The 15,577-nt window shown below is 68.4% G+C and carries 11 protein-coding genes; 9 read left to right on the top strand and 2 right to left on the bottom strand.

What is annotated here, in order from left to right:
- Nucleotides 1–5: 5 nt before the first annotated feature.
- Nucleotides 6–4,286: a strawberry notch-like NTP hydrolase domain-containing protein gene (locus RSD66_RS03855; protein WP_415289053.1), complete on the top strand. Its 4,281-nt coding sequence runs from the start codon at nt 6–8 to the stop codon at nt 4,284–4,286.
- Between the two features lie 16 nt (nt 4,287–4,302).
- Here the strand turns inward: RSD66_RS03855 and RSD66_RS03850 are convergent, their stop codons facing one another.
- Nucleotides 4,303–5,022: an NRDE family protein gene (locus RSD66_RS03850; RefSeq protein WP_415289052.1), complete on the bottom strand. Its 720-nt coding sequence runs from the start codon at nt 5,020–5,022 to the stop codon at nt 4,303–4,305.
- A 157-nt stretch (nt 5,023–5,179) separates the two neighbouring features.
- On the opposite strand from RSD66_RS03850, the gene RSD66_RS03845 reads away from it, so the two are divergent.
- The 5 genes from RSD66_RS03845 (at nt 5,180) to RSD66_RS03825 (ending at nt 9,336) form a co-directional block, all read left to right on the top strand.
- Complete coding sequence (locus RSD66_RS03845) at nt 5,180–5,545, top strand: single-stranded DNA-binding protein (RefSeq protein ID WP_415289051.1); 366 nt, start codon at nt 5,180–5,182, stop codon at nt 5,543–5,545.
- Between the two features lie 36 nt (nt 5,546–5,581).
- Nucleotides 5,582–6,007, top strand: a complete 426-nt coding sequence (locus tag RSD66_RS03840; protein WP_415289050.1) for a single-stranded DNA-binding protein — start codon at nt 5,582–5,584, stop codon at nt 6,005–6,007.
- Between the two features lie 124 nt (nt 6,008–6,131).
- Nucleotides 6,132–6,527 carry a GcrA family cell cycle regulator gene (locus tag RSD66_RS03835; protein WP_415289049.1) on the top strand — a complete coding sequence of 132 codons (396 nt, stop codon included), beginning with the start codon at nt 6,132–6,134 and terminating at the stop codon, nt 6,525–6,527.
- A gap of 314 nt (nt 6,528–6,841) precedes the next feature.
- Complete coding sequence (locus RSD66_RS03830; RefSeq protein ID WP_415289048.1) at nt 6,842–7,780, top strand: DUF2493 domain-containing protein; 939 nt, start codon at nt 6,842–6,844, stop codon at nt 7,778–7,780.
- A gap of 308 nt (nt 7,781–8,088) precedes the next feature.
- Nucleotides 8,089–9,336 (top strand): DUF3363 domain-containing protein, encoded by a 1,248-nt coding sequence (locus RSD66_RS03825; RefSeq protein WP_415289047.1) that lies wholly within the window; start codon nt 8,089–8,091, stop codon nt 9,334–9,336.
- Nucleotides 9,337–9,349: 13 nt separating this feature from the next.
- Here the strand turns inward: RSD66_RS03825 and RSD66_RS03820 are convergent, their stop codons facing one another.
- Nucleotides 9,350–9,928: an SOS response-associated peptidase family protein gene (locus tag RSD66_RS03820; protein WP_415289046.1), complete on the bottom strand. Its 579-nt coding sequence runs from the start codon at nt 9,926–9,928 to the stop codon at nt 9,350–9,352.
- A gap of 199 nt (nt 9,929–10,127) precedes the next feature.
- Here RSD66_RS03820 and RSD66_RS03815 point away from each other — a divergent pair, with 199 nt between their 5' ends.
- The 3 genes from RSD66_RS03815 to RSD66_RS03805 are packed head-to-tail and all read left to right on the top strand — an operon-like array spanning nt 10,128 to nt 15,575.
- The gene (locus RSD66_RS03815) at nt 10,128–10,886 is read left to right on the top strand and encodes an ImuA family protein (protein WP_415289045.1); all 759 of its coding nucleotides are present in this window, start codon (nt 10,128–10,130) and stop codon (nt 10,884–10,886) included.
- A complete protein-coding gene (locus tag RSD66_RS03810) occupies nt 10,801–12,321 on the top strand; it encodes a Y-family DNA polymerase (protein ID WP_415289044.1) in 1,521 nt (506 codons plus the stop codon). Before RSD66_RS03815 ends, RSD66_RS03810 begins: the two co-directional genes overlap by 86 nt.
- Nucleotides 12,318–15,575 (top strand): error-prone DNA polymerase, encoded by a 3,258-nt coding sequence (locus RSD66_RS03805; protein ID WP_415289043.1) that lies wholly within the window; start codon nt 12,318–12,320, stop codon nt 15,573–15,575. Before RSD66_RS03810 ends, RSD66_RS03805 begins: the two co-directional genes overlap by 4 nt.
- Nucleotides 15,576–15,577 lie beyond the last annotated feature (2 nt).

Below are 15,577 nucleotides of genomic sequence, written 5' to 3'. Positions count from 1 at the left end.
TTCCCATGACCGCCGCGCAGACACCGCCTCAGACCGTCAGCCTCTCGCTCTTCGGCGCACCACGCCCGTGCGACCGCGCCGCCAACCTCATGGCGGCCGCCCGGGCGCTCGCCACCCACCTGGCCCGGTCCCGCCCGCTGGACCGCAAACTGGTCTCCAGCATCATGACCACCGGCTTCGGCGGGTCGGACGCCGAGGGCTTGTGGAACTGGCGGGACGCCTATGAGGCCATCGAGGCGGCGACCGTTCTGCAGATCCGCCGGCTGGCGCCGCAGGTGTCGCGGCTCGAGGACGCGCCGGCCGCCATCGCCGCCCTTCTGGCGACGGTCGGCGCCCTGGGGCTGACCCACAGCCGACGCAGCGAGGATCAGATCGCGCTGGACCAGTTCTCCACGCCGCCGGAACTGGCGGCGCTCGTGGTGTTGGCCGGCCAGGTTCGCCCGGGGGACAAGGTGCTGGAGCCTTCGGCGGGCACCGGGCTGATCGCTATCGTTGCCGAGGCCTGCGGCGGGGCTCTGACGCTGAATGAACTGGCCGAGCGTCGCGCCGTCCTGCTCGACGGCCTCTTCGCTTCGGCGACGCGATCACGTCTTGATGGACGTCGCGTCGAGGACTTGTTGCCGGGCGCGGGCGGCTTCGACGTCGCGGTCTGCAATCCGCCCTTCACCGACCTGGAGGCGCACCTGACGGGGGCCTTCTCGGCCCTGGCCGATGGCGGGCGCCTGTCCGCCGTCGTGCCGATCACCGCCCTCATCGACGAGGGTCTGATGCGTCGGTTGAGCGCCAGGGGGCGTGTCGTCGCCCGGATCGGCTTCCCGCCGCGCGCCTTCTCCAGGCACGGCACCAGCGTTGAAACCGGGTTGCTGGTTCTGGACCGGCTCGAGGGCGGCGCAGAGGTCGCGGCGCTCGCGAACGGTGAAGCTGTCGCCGCCTGCGCTGCGCTCGCCTCCGTCGTTCCGGAGCGCGCCAAGGCGAGGCCGAGGGTTCGTCTCGAACTCGGGGCCCAGACCTTGCTGACGCCTGGAGACCGGTCGCTGGCCCTGCCGTCCGGGCGCCTCGGCTTCCTCGCGGGAGCGTCCCCCATCACCTATCAGGCCCTCGCCTGGACGGGCGAGGGCCGCGATGTCGGCCTCTACCAGGCGCACCGATTGGCGCGGATCGCCCTGACCGACGAAAAGCCGCATCCTTCTCCCTTGGTGGAATCCGGCCCGATGGCGTCGGTCGCGCCGCCGGCGCCGACCTATCGGCCGGTGCTGCCGCCGTCGGTCCGGAAAGATGGTCGGATTTCCGATGCCCAGCTCGAGACAGTCATCTACACCGGAGAGGCTCACGCCGCCATGCTGCCCGCCTGGTGGACGCCGGGAGAGGCGGCTCACCAGCTCAGGCTGTCGCGGGAGGAGGACGAGGGTTCCGTCCAGCTCCGGCGCGGCTTCTTCCTTGGCGACGGCACCGGCTGCGGCAAGGGCCGGGAGATTGCCGCCGTCATCGCCGACAACATAGCCCAAGGGCGAACCAAGGCCCTATGGCTGTCCAAGAACGACGCCCTTCTCGACGACGCGCGACGCGACTGGGGCGCGATCGGCGGCGGGGCCCACGATATCGTGCCGCTCAACAGCTGGAAGCTGGGAGAAGGCGTGCGGCTCGATCGTGGGATCATCTTCACCACCTACGCCACCCTTCGCCAGCCGGCGCGCGGCCAGAAGATGTCGCGGCTCGACCAGATCGTCGCCTGGTTGGGCGAGGATTTCGACGGCGTCATCGCCTTCGACGAGGCCCACGCCATGGCCAACGCCGCGGACGGCGGCAAGGGGGCGCGGGGGACGAAGAAGGCCTCCCTGCAGGGCATGGCCGGTCTGGCGCTTCAGAACCGACTGCCGAACGCCCGGGTGCTCTATGTCTCGGCGACCGGCGCCACTACGGCGGAGAATCTGGCTTACGCGGCCCGTCTGGGTCTCTGGGGCGGACCGGAGGCGCCCTTCGTGACCCGCGACGACTTCCTCGACGCCATGGACAAGGGCGGAGTCGCCGCCATGGAGCTCGTGGCGCGCGAGCTCAAGGCGCTGGGCCTGTACGTCGCGCGGTCGTTGTCGTTCGAGGGCGTCGAGTACGAGCCGCTCTTCCATGCCCTGACCGGGGGCGACATCGCTATCTGGGGCGCCTGGGCCGACGCCTTCCAGCTGATCCACGCCAATCTGGGCGAGGCGCTGAAAGCGACCGGCTTCAGTGATGAGGAGGGCAGGTCCAAGAGCGGCCTGGCCGCCTCGGCCGTCCATTCCGCGTTCGAAGGCGCCAAGCTGCGCTTCTTCGGCCATCTCCTCGCGGGGTTGAAGGCGCCCACCCTGGCGGCGTCGATCCGGGCTGACCTGGCCGAAGGGCGTTCCGCCGTGGTCCAGATCGTTTCGACGAACGAGGCGGTGATGGAGCGGCGACTGGCCTCGATCCCGCCGGAGGAGTGGAACAACCTCTCCATCGATCTGACCCCGCGCGAATACGTCCTCGACTATCTGCGCGAAGCCTTCCCGGTGAACCTCATGGAGGCGATCGAGGGTGACGACGGCGCGGTGACGCTGGTTCCGGTTATGGTCGACGGCCGGCCCGCCGTTAGCCAGGAGGCGTTGCGCCGGCGCGAAGACCTGATCGAGAAGATGGCGCTCCTGCCCGCCGTGCCCGGCGTGCTCGATACCCTTCTGGACACATTCGGCACGGCGGCGGTCGCAGAGATCACGGGACGGTCGCGTCGCGTGATCTCGCGTGACGGACGCCGCCTTGTCGAGCGGCGCGGCGCCTCTGCGGCGCGGTCAGAGACCGACGCCTTCATGTCCGGCCGCAAGCGCATCCTGGTCTTCTCGGACGCAGGCGGCACGGGACGCAGCTACCACGCCGACCTCTCGGCGCCGAACCAGCAGCGCCGCTCGCACTATCTGGTGGAACCGGGCTGGCGAGCGGACGCCGCCATCCAGGGCCTGGGGCGGTCTCATCGGACCCATCAGGCCTGTCCGCCGCTGTTCCGGCCGGTCACGACCGACATCCACGGCGAGAAGCGGTTCACCTCGACCATCGCTCGACGGCTGGATTCGCTGGGGGCCCTGACGCGCGGCGAACGCCGCACGGCGGGCGCGGGTCTGTTTCGGGCCGAGGACAATCTGGAAAGCCCGTGTGCGCGCCGCGCATTGCTGGTCTTCTACGGCGCGCTCGGCTTCGGCGAACTGTCATCCATGACCCTGGAGGACTTCGAGACGAAGACCGGCCTGAAGCTGCACGACGCCGACGGCGGGCTCAAGCCCTCCGACGATCTGCCGCCCATCCACACCTTCCTGAACCGGCTGCTGGCGCTGCGCATCGCCGACCAAAACGCCCTGTTCGCCGACTTCGACGGCATCCTTTCAGGCATCCTCGAACGCGCCGCCGCCTCGGGCGATCTGGATCGCGGACTGGAGGACATCGAGGCCGAGGAACTGGCCGTGGTCGAGGAGGAGACCATCCGCACCGACGTGTCGACCGGGGCGGAGACCGCGCTCGTCACCTTCGAACTGAAGGTGCGGCGTGACATCGTCAGCTCGGATGCCGCGCTGGAAGGCGCGGAGGGCTCGGCCTTCCGTCTGGTCGTCAACGACCGTTCCGGTCGCGCCGCCCTGGCCGAGTTCGGGCTGACCACCACGACCGACGATGACAGGCTTGTTCCGGCCGTACGTCTGTTGCGGCCCGACCAACATCAGGTCACGCCGGAGAAGACGTTCGAGGAATCGGCCTGGGCCCAGGCCGACGAGGCGGCGTGGCGGGCGGTCTGGGACGCCGAAGTCGCGGCGACCGATCCGTGGCGGACGCGCCGCCTGACCCTGGCGACCGGCCTGCTGTTGCCGATCTGGGGAAAGCTGCCGTCCAAGGGCTGTTCGGTTCGCCGCGTGCGCGCGCCGGACGGTCGACGTTGGCTGGGCCGGGTGCTGGACGAAGTTCAGGCCTCCAGCCTGAAGACGGCGCTTGGCCTGACCGAGGTCGGCGACGCCTGGGCCGACGGCGGTCGCACCGCCGCGGCCGTGCTCGACCGCAATGTGCAGCTCGCCCTTTCGGGCGGCCTGTGGCTCAAACGGTCGCGGGTCATGGACCGCTGGCGGCTGGAAGTGATCGGGGGCCGCACCGACCGCGACGCCCTGGTCGCGCTCGGCTGCTTCGTCGAGATCATCGCCTATGCCCCACGGGTCTTCGTTCCGGTAGAGCGACCCGAGGTCGTGGAGGGGGTGCTGCGCCGCCACCCGGTCCAGTCGATCCTGGAAGGCGCGGCGGCCTGAGGTCCGGTCGGCGCCGTCAGATCAACCAGTGAAACGCGATCTTCGTCTCTCCCGTGACGGCGCCGACCGCATCGAACCTTCGCTCCAAGATCCGGCCCCGCCCGGCCCGATCGACGGCGACGACCGTGCTGCACCGCGTTCCGTAGAGATCGTTGAGGAGGAAGATCGGCCGGTCCGCCCTGGCCGGTCGTCCTTGCTCGCGATCGTCGAGGCTCGAGAGCAGGCCCTCGGGCTGGCCGGGTGCGGCCGCGAGCCGGGCCTGTGCGGCCTCGGTCAACCGCTCCTTCCGATCCCACGCCGCATCGAGAAGACTGTTGGAGAGTGCGTGCCACCCCGGAGCCAGAGACCGGGACATCGGCTCGGGGCGATTGGTCCGCTTCATGGCCGCGTCCTCGGCGACGACGATCAGGTTGAAGGCGTTGAAGCGGCTCAGCTCCGGGGAGGCGAAGGGCGCACGGCTCACGAGCGTGTCGTGCACCAACCTGCCGCGGCTCAGCCGGTCGGGACTCGGCGCGCCCTGTCCGGTGACATTGGTGACGACGGCGAACCGGGGATGGGGCTCGGAGACGCCCAGCCACATGCCGCCGGACTGAAGATCCCGCCCGCCGATGACGCCCGAGCCGTCGCCCCAGCGCGCCAGAGGCGCGGACGGGCGGGCGTGGGCCTCATCCCGGTTGCCAGCCGCCACGAGCAGCCAGTCCGGATGGATATCCCAGGCGAGGGTGAGAACGCACATGCCCCAGCATCGCGCGAAAGCGGATCGATAGCGACAGTCCAGGCAGTCGCGCCCGGGCGAAACGCCCGGCCGGGAGCTGAGGAGGAAGGGAGGTCTCGGGCGAAGCGGGATTGGGGAGATCGGCTCCCCGGCGGCTTCGGATCAACAGGAGACTGACATGCAGACCATGGTGTTCACGGGCCGCCTCGCGGCCGACCCCCAGATCAGCGACGACTTCGGCAAGGCGGTCTTCCGCCTGCTCGAACAGCGCGGAACCGACAATGCCGGCAAGGCCCGGCTGGTCGGCGTCAACTGCGTCAGCTGGTCGAAGGGCCTCAACGAGAAGGTCATCGCGCGCGGGCTGGCGCAAGGGTGCGAGGCCGTCGTGATCGGCGCCTTCATCGACACCGCCTACACCGCCCGCGACGGGTCGGAGCGGACCGCCAAGGAGCTGGTCATCAACCGGCTCACCGTCCTCGACTGGGCGGAAGACCGCCAGGCCGACGCGAGCGCCGACGTGGCTGACGACCGCGCCGCCGCCTGATCCCCAACTCCTTTCCTCATTTCAAGGAAACTGACCATGCAAACCCTGACCCTCGAAGGCTATCTGGCCGCAGACCCTTCCATCCTGTCGGCGCAAGACTCCGGCAAGAAGCGCGCGAGCTTCCGTGTCGTGGAAACCACCCGCTTCCGGCGCGCCAACGGCGAACCCGGCGAGCGGACCACCGGCTTCAACTGCATCTGCTTCAACGAGGCGACAGCTGAAAACTACATCCAGCCCTACGCCCGAAAGGGCAGCCGCGTCGTGATCCAGGGCCATGTCGAAAACGACACCTGGACCGGCAAAGACGGAGTGGAGCACTACGATCTTCGCCTCGTCGTCAGCGACATCCGGTTGAAGAACCGTCGCGTCGCCGGCGAACCGTCTGAAGACCGGTCCGGCGTCGCTGACCGCGGCGTCGAGGCGGGCGGCGGCTACGATCTCAACGACGACATCCCGTTCTGATCCGAAGGGGAGATTTGAAGGGCCCGGGCGCGCTGCGTCTCGGGCTCTTCTTCGTGCTGGCGACAGAAAGGCCGGAGGAAGGGCGCGGTCGGGCGAGCCATGGGGCTCGACGAAGGAGAACGCCATGGCCGCCTGGACCCAAGACCGTATCAATCTGCTGAAGCGCCTGTGGCCCGAAGGGCGGAGCGCCGAAACCATCGCCCTGGAGCTCGGCGGCGGCCTCACCCGCAACGCCGTCCTCGGCAAGGTCGCTCGCCTCGGCCTGTCGGAGGGGCGCACAGGCGCCCGGACTCGGCGTGAGGCGGCGCATCGCGTGGCGCCCGATGGCGTTGCGACCATCCTGTCGGTGAGGCGGACGGATTGCCGTTGGCCGTATGGCGAACCGGGTGACGCCGCCTTCAGCCTCTGCGGTCGTCCATCTGAACGCGGCGCCTTTTGCGCCGCCCATGCGGCGATCGCCTATCGGCCCGCACCGCTGTCGGTGGAGGGCCTTATGCGCCTCGCGGGCGTGACGCCTTGAGGACGGCTCGCTCGGCTGGGGATGCGCCGCCGGCCCGCCGGCGTCGAGGGACGAGAAGATCGATGCCGTCTCGTCCGTGTCGGCGCGACGGCGCCGAATAGGGTCGTCGTCGCGAAGGGCGACGACGACTTGCCCCCACACAACGCCCTCCGACTTTGTCACGTCACCCCGGAAGTCAACGGCTGCGCCGTTCCCCTCCACGGAGGGCAAGCGGCCCTCCGCTCCGGTGACTGCCGGGGACCCCGCCGTGGCCAAAGCCGGGGTCGTTGCGCATGGGGCGCTTCGACATTCTCTTCTTCAAAAGGAATGGTCCGATGACCCGCTTCAACACCTCCTTCTCCGCTTCCTCGAAGACCGACTCCGCCTTCGACGACTTGACCGCGTCCCTCGGGGATGCGCGTCCACATCCGACTGAAGACGCCCTGATCCAGCTCGGGCGCGCGCTCATGACCGAGCTCGTGGACGTGATCTCCGACACCGCTCTGGAGGACTATCAGACGATCCTCGGCGAAGCGCTTATCGGCGCCTTCCACTCGGCCGCGGGACGGATCGAACGGGACGCAGACCGGGCACGGGATGCGATGCGCGCCCTGGATCGGGATTTCGACGGATCGGAAGCGGCCGATGTCGAGCTTCAGGAGGCGACGGCGAAGGCCCGGGCAGGTGATGCGGCGACGCAGGCCTGCGAACTGATCCGGGATGCGGCCTCCGAAACCTGGACGATCGCGACCGGAGAGGTCTGGACCGCCTGGCGCGGGTCACGGCGCGGCACCCATCTGACGGCCGCTCAGTTGGAGGCGAAACAGGCGATCCGGGCGATCCGGAATCGTCGGTCCGGAGAGGCCGATCCGGGCGGTCCGGTGATCGCCTTCCGGGGCGCGCCGACGGCGGACACGGCCGAGGACGCCGGGCGGATCTTCGACGCCCTGAACTGGGCGAAGGGGGAATGGCCGGACATGGCTCTGGCGACGACCGGAGCGAAAGGCTCCGAGAAGCTGGCGATCAAATGGGCCCAGCAGAAGGGGGTGAAGCTGATCCTCGCGCGGGCGGATTTCGACAGGAACGGAAAGGCGGCTCCCTTCCGGGCGAACGACGAGTTGATCGCGCTGGAGCCGGAGGTCTGCCTGACCCTAGTCCATTCGCTGGCCGGGGTGCGGGAGGATCAGCGGCCGTTCGGACCGGCGCTCAATCTCCGCCAGAAGGCGATGGAGAACGGGCTGCGGCACGTGCCCATCAGAGCCCGGGCCGCCTGAGACACACGCCCTGGATCAATGACCCGCTCGGCTTCGGCCGGGCGGGCTTTTTCTTGTCATCCGGCGGGCTTGAAGCGGTCTGAACGCCGGGATCGCCACGTCTTGCCGAGGTTTGATCGGCTGTGTTCACTGTTGGAGAGGCTGGTTGGAAATCGTCAGATTGAGGGCTTAGGGCAAGATAAAAGAGGGGTTTTGGCCTTCTGTTTTTTACAGACCGGGCAGACACTTGTGAGGATTGCGGAGACCGACGTCGACTTGCGCTGAGTTGACGCCTGATTCCGCGCCGACGACAGGCCGGAGCGTCGATCATGCAGGTCCGAACCGCCATCGAAGTACGCCTCGCCCAAGCCTCGAAGGATGACGTCTCGACCTTGAGCGTGCGTCTTCCGCAGGGGTTGAAGTCGGACAAGACCAGCGTCCGGATCGCCATGTTCCAGAGGCTCGCGGCCTCGCGTCTGTTTGCGTATGGGGACCGCGCCGGCTGTCTGCGCGCGGCCCAGAACCGCTCGGGTCGTCCCTTCCGTCTCGACGTCCGGCAGCGCGTCACGGTCAAGGCGCTGGTGTCCCGGCACATGGGCAAGGGGTTCGCACGGGGCGCGGCGCTGGCCGCCCACATCGCCTATCTCGGCCGCATGGGCGCCGGAGAGGACGGCGAGCGCGCGGCCTTCTTCGGCCCGGTGCGGGAACGAGTCGATGCGGCCGGCGCCACGGAGGGCTGGGCGAAGGACCGGCATCATTTCCGCTTCATCATTTCACCGGAGCACGCCGATCGGATTGCGGACCTGCAGGGCTACGCAAGGGAGGTCATGTCGAGGGTCGCCGACGATCTCGGAGAGCCTGGTCTGAACTGGATCGCCGTCTGCCATTTCGACACCGACCAACCCCATGCCCATGTGCTCGTGCCGGGTCGGCGAAGCGACGGCCGGGATCTCGTCATCCCGCGCGACTACATCGGCTACGGCTTTCGCGCCCGAGCCCAGGAAGCGGCCCAGGAACGCCTCGGAGACCTCAGTCGTCAGGACGCCGAACGCCGCGTGTGGCGTGAGACCGAGGCCGACCGGTTCACCGCCTTCGATCGCCGTCTTCTGGCGGCCGCGGACGCCGACGGCTGTGTCGATGACGGGATCGGGGTCGCCGACGCCTGGACGGCCCTGACCCGGGGACGGCTGCGCCATTTGGAGACACTGGGCCTCGCCGTAAGAACCGGTCGACGCCTCCGACTGGCCCCGGATATGGAAGCCCGACTTCGGAGGCTGCAGCTTTCGAAGGACGTCATCCGCACCCTCAACCAACGGCGTCTCGACGGCGCGCGGTCGGCCGAACAACTGGGCAAGGCGCCGGTCCCGGGCAAGGTCGTGAAGACCGGCTTCCACGACGAACTGGGCGGCTCCCCCTATGTGGTGGTGCGCGCCGCAGACGGCTCCGAACACTATGGTCGGCTGGGCGTCGGCCAAGCCGCGCCGACTATGGGAAAGACCGTTACTCTTTCGCTCGATGCGCGCGGTTTCGCCCAGGTTCTCAGCGGCAAGCAGCTGGGTCAGGATCGGGGTCGGTGACGATTTGCGGAACTCATGCCGCTTCCGGGAAGACCTTCTCGACCGACAGGCTGCCCTTTGGGAGGGCACGCAGCAGTTCGGCCTCGGGCTTGCGGAGATCCAGCCAGTCGAGGGCTGCTTCCGACCTCAACAGCACGATCTGGCGATCGTGATAGGGAGTGATGTCCGGTCCCGGCTCGGTGGTCAGCATGGCGAAGGCGCCGTCTCGAACCAGGCCGGCGACCCAGAAGATCGGCGCGTCGGCCATGGTGAAGCGCCATTTGGTCTTTCGCTTCTGACCCGGCTCGGCGGCGGTGAACTCGAAGAAGCCGTCGGCGGGGATCAGGCAGCGGGTGACGCCGTCGAAGGATCGACCGTCGGATCGGAAGTTGAACACGGGTCTTCCCTGCGGCGACTTCCAGGCCCAGGGCGACACGATCAACTGCGAGCCGTCAGGGCCCCGGGTTTTGATGGGCGCCCGGTCACCGACACGGATCGAGGCCATGGATCCGAAATTGGGCATGCCGCCGGGGAAGACGAGACGGTCGCCGGTTCGGTTGAAGGGGTCGATCACCTCGTCGAACGGCAGGATGAGCTGATACTCGTTGCACATGCGGGCCTCCCTCTTTGATCTCCATTGATCGCCGACTCCTGAAGAAATGCCAGCGCCCCCCGTCTCCAGACGTTCCGGGAGGTGGTCCACGGAGCCCCGGCGACGGGGATAAAGGATCGGCGAAGGTTGACTCTTCGCTCGATCCAGAACCAGAACATTACAGGAACATCTATCAGCCTTGCGAACAGGAGGGCTTCTCATGCACGCCGGCCTGCCTGCTGGACTCGACAATTTGCGCGATCGAATACGCGCCCTGGAGCAAGGGAGCCGAAGCGCTGCAGGCGTGCTGCCGTTCGGAGTGCGTGACCTGGACAGCCGCCTGCCCGGCGGCGGCCTGTCGCTCGGCGCCCTTCACGAGGTCGCCGGCGGAGGCGAGGAGGCCGTGGACGGCGCCGCCGCAGCCCTCTTCGCGGCCGGGATTGCAGCGCGGCGTCCCGGCCAGGTTCTCTGGTGCGTGACCCGTCCCGACCTGTTCGCCCCGGCCATGAGCCAAGCCGGTCTCGGGCCTGGTCGGGTGATTTATGTCGAGGCCGGGGACGAAACTTCACTCCTCGCCTGTTTCGAGGAAGGGCTTCGCCATCCGGGTTTGGCTGCGGTCGTGGCCGAGACCGCCCGCCTCAGTCTCGTCGCGTCCCGACGGCTGCAGCTGGCCGCCGAAGGCTCGGGCGGCCTGGGTCTGGCGGTGCGGCGATGGCGACGGGCTTCGGACGCCGCCGACTTCGGCCAGCACACCGCCTCCGCCACCCGCTGGCGCATCAGCCCGGCCCCCTCCTCGCCCTTGCCCGTGCCTGGCGTGGGGCGCGCGCGCTGGTTCGTCGAACTCCTTCGCTGTCGCGGCGCCGCTGCCGCGGATTTCACCCTGGAAGCCTGTGATGAGACGGGTCGTCTCGCTCTACCTGCCCAACTGGTCCGTCGATCGTCTGATGCGAGGGCTTGGCGAAGCCGCGCCGCCGCCTGACCTTCCCCTGGTCCTGACGGGTCGGTGTGGGCGGCGACGGGCCGTGCTCGCCGCCAACCCGGCGGCCAGGGCCCAGGGCGCCCGCGTCGGCATGGCCGCCACCCAGGCCCAGGCCCTGATCCCCGGCCTTGACCTGCGGGAGGCCGATCCGAAGGGCGACGAAGCCGCGCTCGGTCGTCTCGCCGTCTGGGCGATGCGCCGATACGCGCCCGTCTGCCAGCCGGTTCCGCCGGACGGCCTGGCGATCGACGCCACCGGAGCCGCCCACCTGAAGAGCGGAGAGGCGGCCATGCTGGCGGACATGATCGAGCGGCTGGGAGCCGAAGGCGTCGCAGCCGACGCCGCGATCGGACCGACCTATGGCTCCGCCCATGCGGTGGTGCGTTTTCGGCGCGCGCACCGTATCATCCCGCCGGACGCCATCGACGCGGCTATCGGGAGCCTGCCGCTGGCGGGCCTTCGCCTGCCGTCGGAGCTGATCGCACATCTGAACCGCATGGGTTTCGACTGCATAGCCGATGTCGCGCATCGCCCGCGCGCGCCTCTCGCGCTTCGGTTCGGTCATGAGCTCGGCCGCCGCATCGACCAGGCCTACGGGCGCATTGAAGAGCCGCTTATCCCGGTCGAGGCCCCGGAGATTCCCACAGTTTCGCGGATGTTCGGCGAACCGATCGGCGCGCCGGAAACCCTGGCCCGCCATATCGCGGCTCTCACCTCGGAGCTATGCGCGGCGCTGGAGGTCTCCGGGCTGGGCGCTCGACGTCTCGACTGGCTGTGTTTCCGCGTCGACAACCGGATCGAGACGCAGAGGGTTGGACTGGCCCGGCCGAGCCGCGACGCCTCGAGATTGACGCGTCTGCTGAGCGATCGGATCGAGAAGATCGATCCCGGGTTCGGCATCGAGCGCATGACCCTGTCCGCGGTCCAGGCCGAACCGCTTCACTGGCGCCCCGACGAGAGCGTGCTGGGACTGGCGGAGAGGCCCGATCTTTCCGATCTCGTCGATCTGCTGGCTAACCGCATCGGCGCGCAGCGGCTCTATCGTCTGATCCCGATCGAGAGCGATGTGCCCGAACGCTCCGTCGGCAAGGCGCCGCCTCTGTCCGTCGCGCCGGTCCTGGACTGGACGCCCGAATGGCCCCGTCCGGCGAGGTTGCTGAAACAGCCCGAGCCCGTCGAGACCATGGCCCTATTGCCGGACAATCCGCCCATCTATTTCACCTGGCGGGGCGTACGCCGCCGTGTGATCCGCGCTGACGGTCCCGAGCGAATCTTCGGCGAATGGCGGCGACGGGACGCCGAGGTCTGGGCGGTACGGGATTATTTTCAGGTCGAGGATGAGGCCGGTCGACGGTTCTGGCTGTTCAGAGCAGGCAATGGCGAGGACAGGCGCACCGGCTCGCACGCCTGGTTCATCCATGGACTTTTCGGATGACCGCGACCCCGCCGCTGCGCTACGCCGAACTCCAGTGCGCATCCCACTTCTCGTTTCTGCGAGGGGCCAGTTCCTGCGAGGAGCTGTTCTCGCAGGCGACGATCTGCGGGCTGGACGCGGTTGCGGTGGCGGATCGCAACAGTCTGGCCGGAATCGTGCGGGCGCATGAGGCGGCCAAGGTCACAGGCGTGCGCCTGATCGTCGGCTGCCGTCTGGTGCTGGACGACGGCGCGGAAGTGCTGGTCTACCCGAAGGACCGGCCAGCCTACTCCCGACTTTGCAGGCTGCTGACGCTGGGAAAGCGGCGCGGCGGCAAGGGCGGGTGTCGGCTGGGATGGGACGACGTCGCCGCCCATGCCGAAGGGCTGGTCGCGGTGTTGATCCCCGAGCGGGCGGATGCGGTCCTGGAACGGCGTCTGGCCTTGATGGTCGATACATTCGGTCAGGAAGCGCATATGGCGCTGACGCTGTTCCGGCGGCCGCGTGATCAGTTGCGACTGCACCAGCTGTCGGAGATGGCGGGGGCCGTGGGCGTGGCGACCGTGGTCACCAACGACGTCCTGTTCCACCATCCGGATCGCCGCATTCTGCAGGACGTCGTCACCTGCATCCGGGAAGGCTGCACCATCGACGACGTGGGCTTTCGTCGGAACCGGACGGCGGACCGTCACCTGAAGCCGGCCGAAGAGATGCATCGGCTGTTCGCCCGTTATCCGAAGGCCTTGGCCCGGACAGTGGAGATCGCCGACCGCTGCCGCTTCAGCCTGGACGAACTCGCCTACCAGTATCCGCGGGAGACATCGACGGAACAGACGCCGCAGGAGGCGTTGGAGACGTTGACCTGGGCGGGCGCCGCCGAGCGCTATCCGGAAGGCGTGCCGGACAAGGTGCGTGCCTCGTTGAAACACGAACTCGGACTGATCGAGACCCTGGGCTATGCGCCCTACTTCCTGACCGTCCACTCCATCGTTCGCTTCGCCCGCAGTCGGGACATTCTGTGTCAGGGGCGAGGCTCGGCGGCCAACTCCGCCGTCTGTTTCGTGCTGGGCGTCACCTCCATCGATCCCGGCCGCAACGACCTGCTGTTCGAACGCTTCGTCAGTCAGGAGCGCAAGGAGCCGCCGGACATCGACGTCGACTTCGAGCACGAGCGCCGCGAGGAGGTCATCCAGTGGATTTATGACGCATACGGGCGCGACCGGTCCGCCCTGTGCGCCACCGTCATCCGCTATCGGTCGCGCGGCGCCCTGCGTGACGTCGGCAAGGCGCTGGGCCTGACCGAGGACCTGATCAAGACCCTGTCGTCCCAAGTCTGGAGCTACTCCTCGGAAGGGGTCGAGGATCGGCACGCCGAGGAGCTGAACCTCAATCTGGAGGACCGTCGTCTTAGGTTGGCGCTGGACCTGTCGCGCCAGCTGATCGGCTTTCCCCGACATCTGTCGCAGCATCCCGGCGGCTTCGTCCTGACGGACGACCGTCTGGACGATCTCGTTCCCATCGAGCCGGCGGCGATGAAGGACCGTCAGGTGATCGAATGGGACAAGGATGACATCGACGCCCTGAAGTTCATGAAGGTCGATGTTCTGGCCCTGGGCATGCTCAGTTGCATGCGGCGCGGGTTCGACCTGCTGCGCGAGCACAAGGCCATGGACCTCGACCTGGCCTCGATCCCGGCCGAGGACTCGAAGACCTACGCCATGATCCGCAAGGCCGACACGCTCGGGGTCTTCCAGATCGAAAGCCGCGCGCAGATGGCCATGCTGCCGCGCATCAAGCCGCGCACCTTCTACGACCTGGTGATCGAGGTCGCCATCGTGCGGCCGGGGCCCATTCAGGGCGACATGGTCCATCCATACCTCCGGCGCCGCGAGGGGAAGGAGCCGGTCGTCTTTCCCAAGCCGGAACTGGAGAAGGTTCTGGGCAAGACCCTCGGCGTGCCCCTGTTCCAGGAGCAGGCGATGCGGGTGGCGATCGAATGTGCGGGGTTCACGGCGTCGGAGGCGGATCAGCTGCGCCGGGCCATGGCCACTTTCAAATTCACCGGCGGGGTCAGCCACTTCAAGGACAAGCTGATCGGGGGGATGGTCGAGCGGGGCTATACGGCCGAGTTCGCCGAGAAGACCTTCAGTCAGCTGGAAGGTTTCGGGTCCTATGGCTTTCCCGAGAGCCACGCGGCCTCGTTCGCCCTGATCGCCTATGCCTCGTCCTGGCTCAAATGCCATCACCCGGACGTCTTCTGCGTGGCCCTGCTGAACGCCCAGCCGATGGGGTTCTATGCGCCGGCCCAGATCGTACGGGACGCCCGCGAGCACGGGATCGAGGTCCGTCCGGTCTGCGTCAACAGCTCGCGATGGGACTGCACCCTGGAGCCGACGGATCGGGAAGACCGGTTCGCGGTTCGGCTGGGGCTGCGCATGGTCCGCGGGCTGTCCAACGGCGACGCCGCCCGCCTGGTGACGAACCGCGGGGATCGGCCCTTCGCGACCATCGACGACCTGTGGCGACGGGCGATGACGCCCGTCGGCGCCCTGACGCGACTGGCCGAGGCCGACGCCTTTCTGGACGGGCTGCGCCTGGCGCGCCGCGACGCCCTCTGGTCGATAAAGGCCTTGCGCGACGATCCGCTGCCGCTGTTCGCGGCGGCCTCGGCGGAGGCGGGAGAGTTGGCGTCCGAGGTGAACGAGCCGGACGCGACCTTGCCGGCCATGCCCGCCGGCCAAGAGGTGGTGGAGGACTACACCCATGTCGGGGTGACGCTGCGAGATCACCCGCTCGCCTTCCTGCGCGATGAACTCCAGGCCCGGCATGTGATAACCTGCGCGGACGGCACGGCCATGCGCGACCGCCGCCTGACCCGTGTCGCCGGTCTGGTCCTGGTCCGCCAGAAGCCGGGATCGGCCAAGGGAGTGATGTTCATCACCATCGAGGACGAAACCGGCGTCGCCAATCTGGTGATCTGGCCGAGCCTCTACGAGCAGCAACGGCGCGTGGTGCTGGGCGCCAGCCTGCTGGTGGTTGACGGCAGGGTGGAGCGCGAGGGTGAGGTGGTGCACATCGTCGCTGAACGTCTGCACGACGGCTCGGACCTCCTGGCGTCCCTAGGCCGGAGGGGCGAGTTCCGGTTGCCGCATGGGCGGGGCGACGAGGTCTACCGCGGCAGTGCGCCGGACGCCCGGACGCCGAAGGCACGGGACATCTACATCCCTGACCTGTCGCTTGAAGGCATTCGGGTGAGGACGCGGGACTTCCGATAGCC

It is taken from the genome of Brevundimonas sp. S1H14 (assembly GCF_047716865.1).
In the GTDB taxonomy this organism is placed as follows: domain Bacteria; phylum Pseudomonadota; class Alphaproteobacteria; order Caulobacterales; family Caulobacteraceae; genus Brevundimonas; species Brevundimonas naejangsanensis.
The sequence above is the reverse complement of the archived record's forward strand: the minus strand, read 5'-3'. Positions and strand labels throughout refer to the sequence as shown.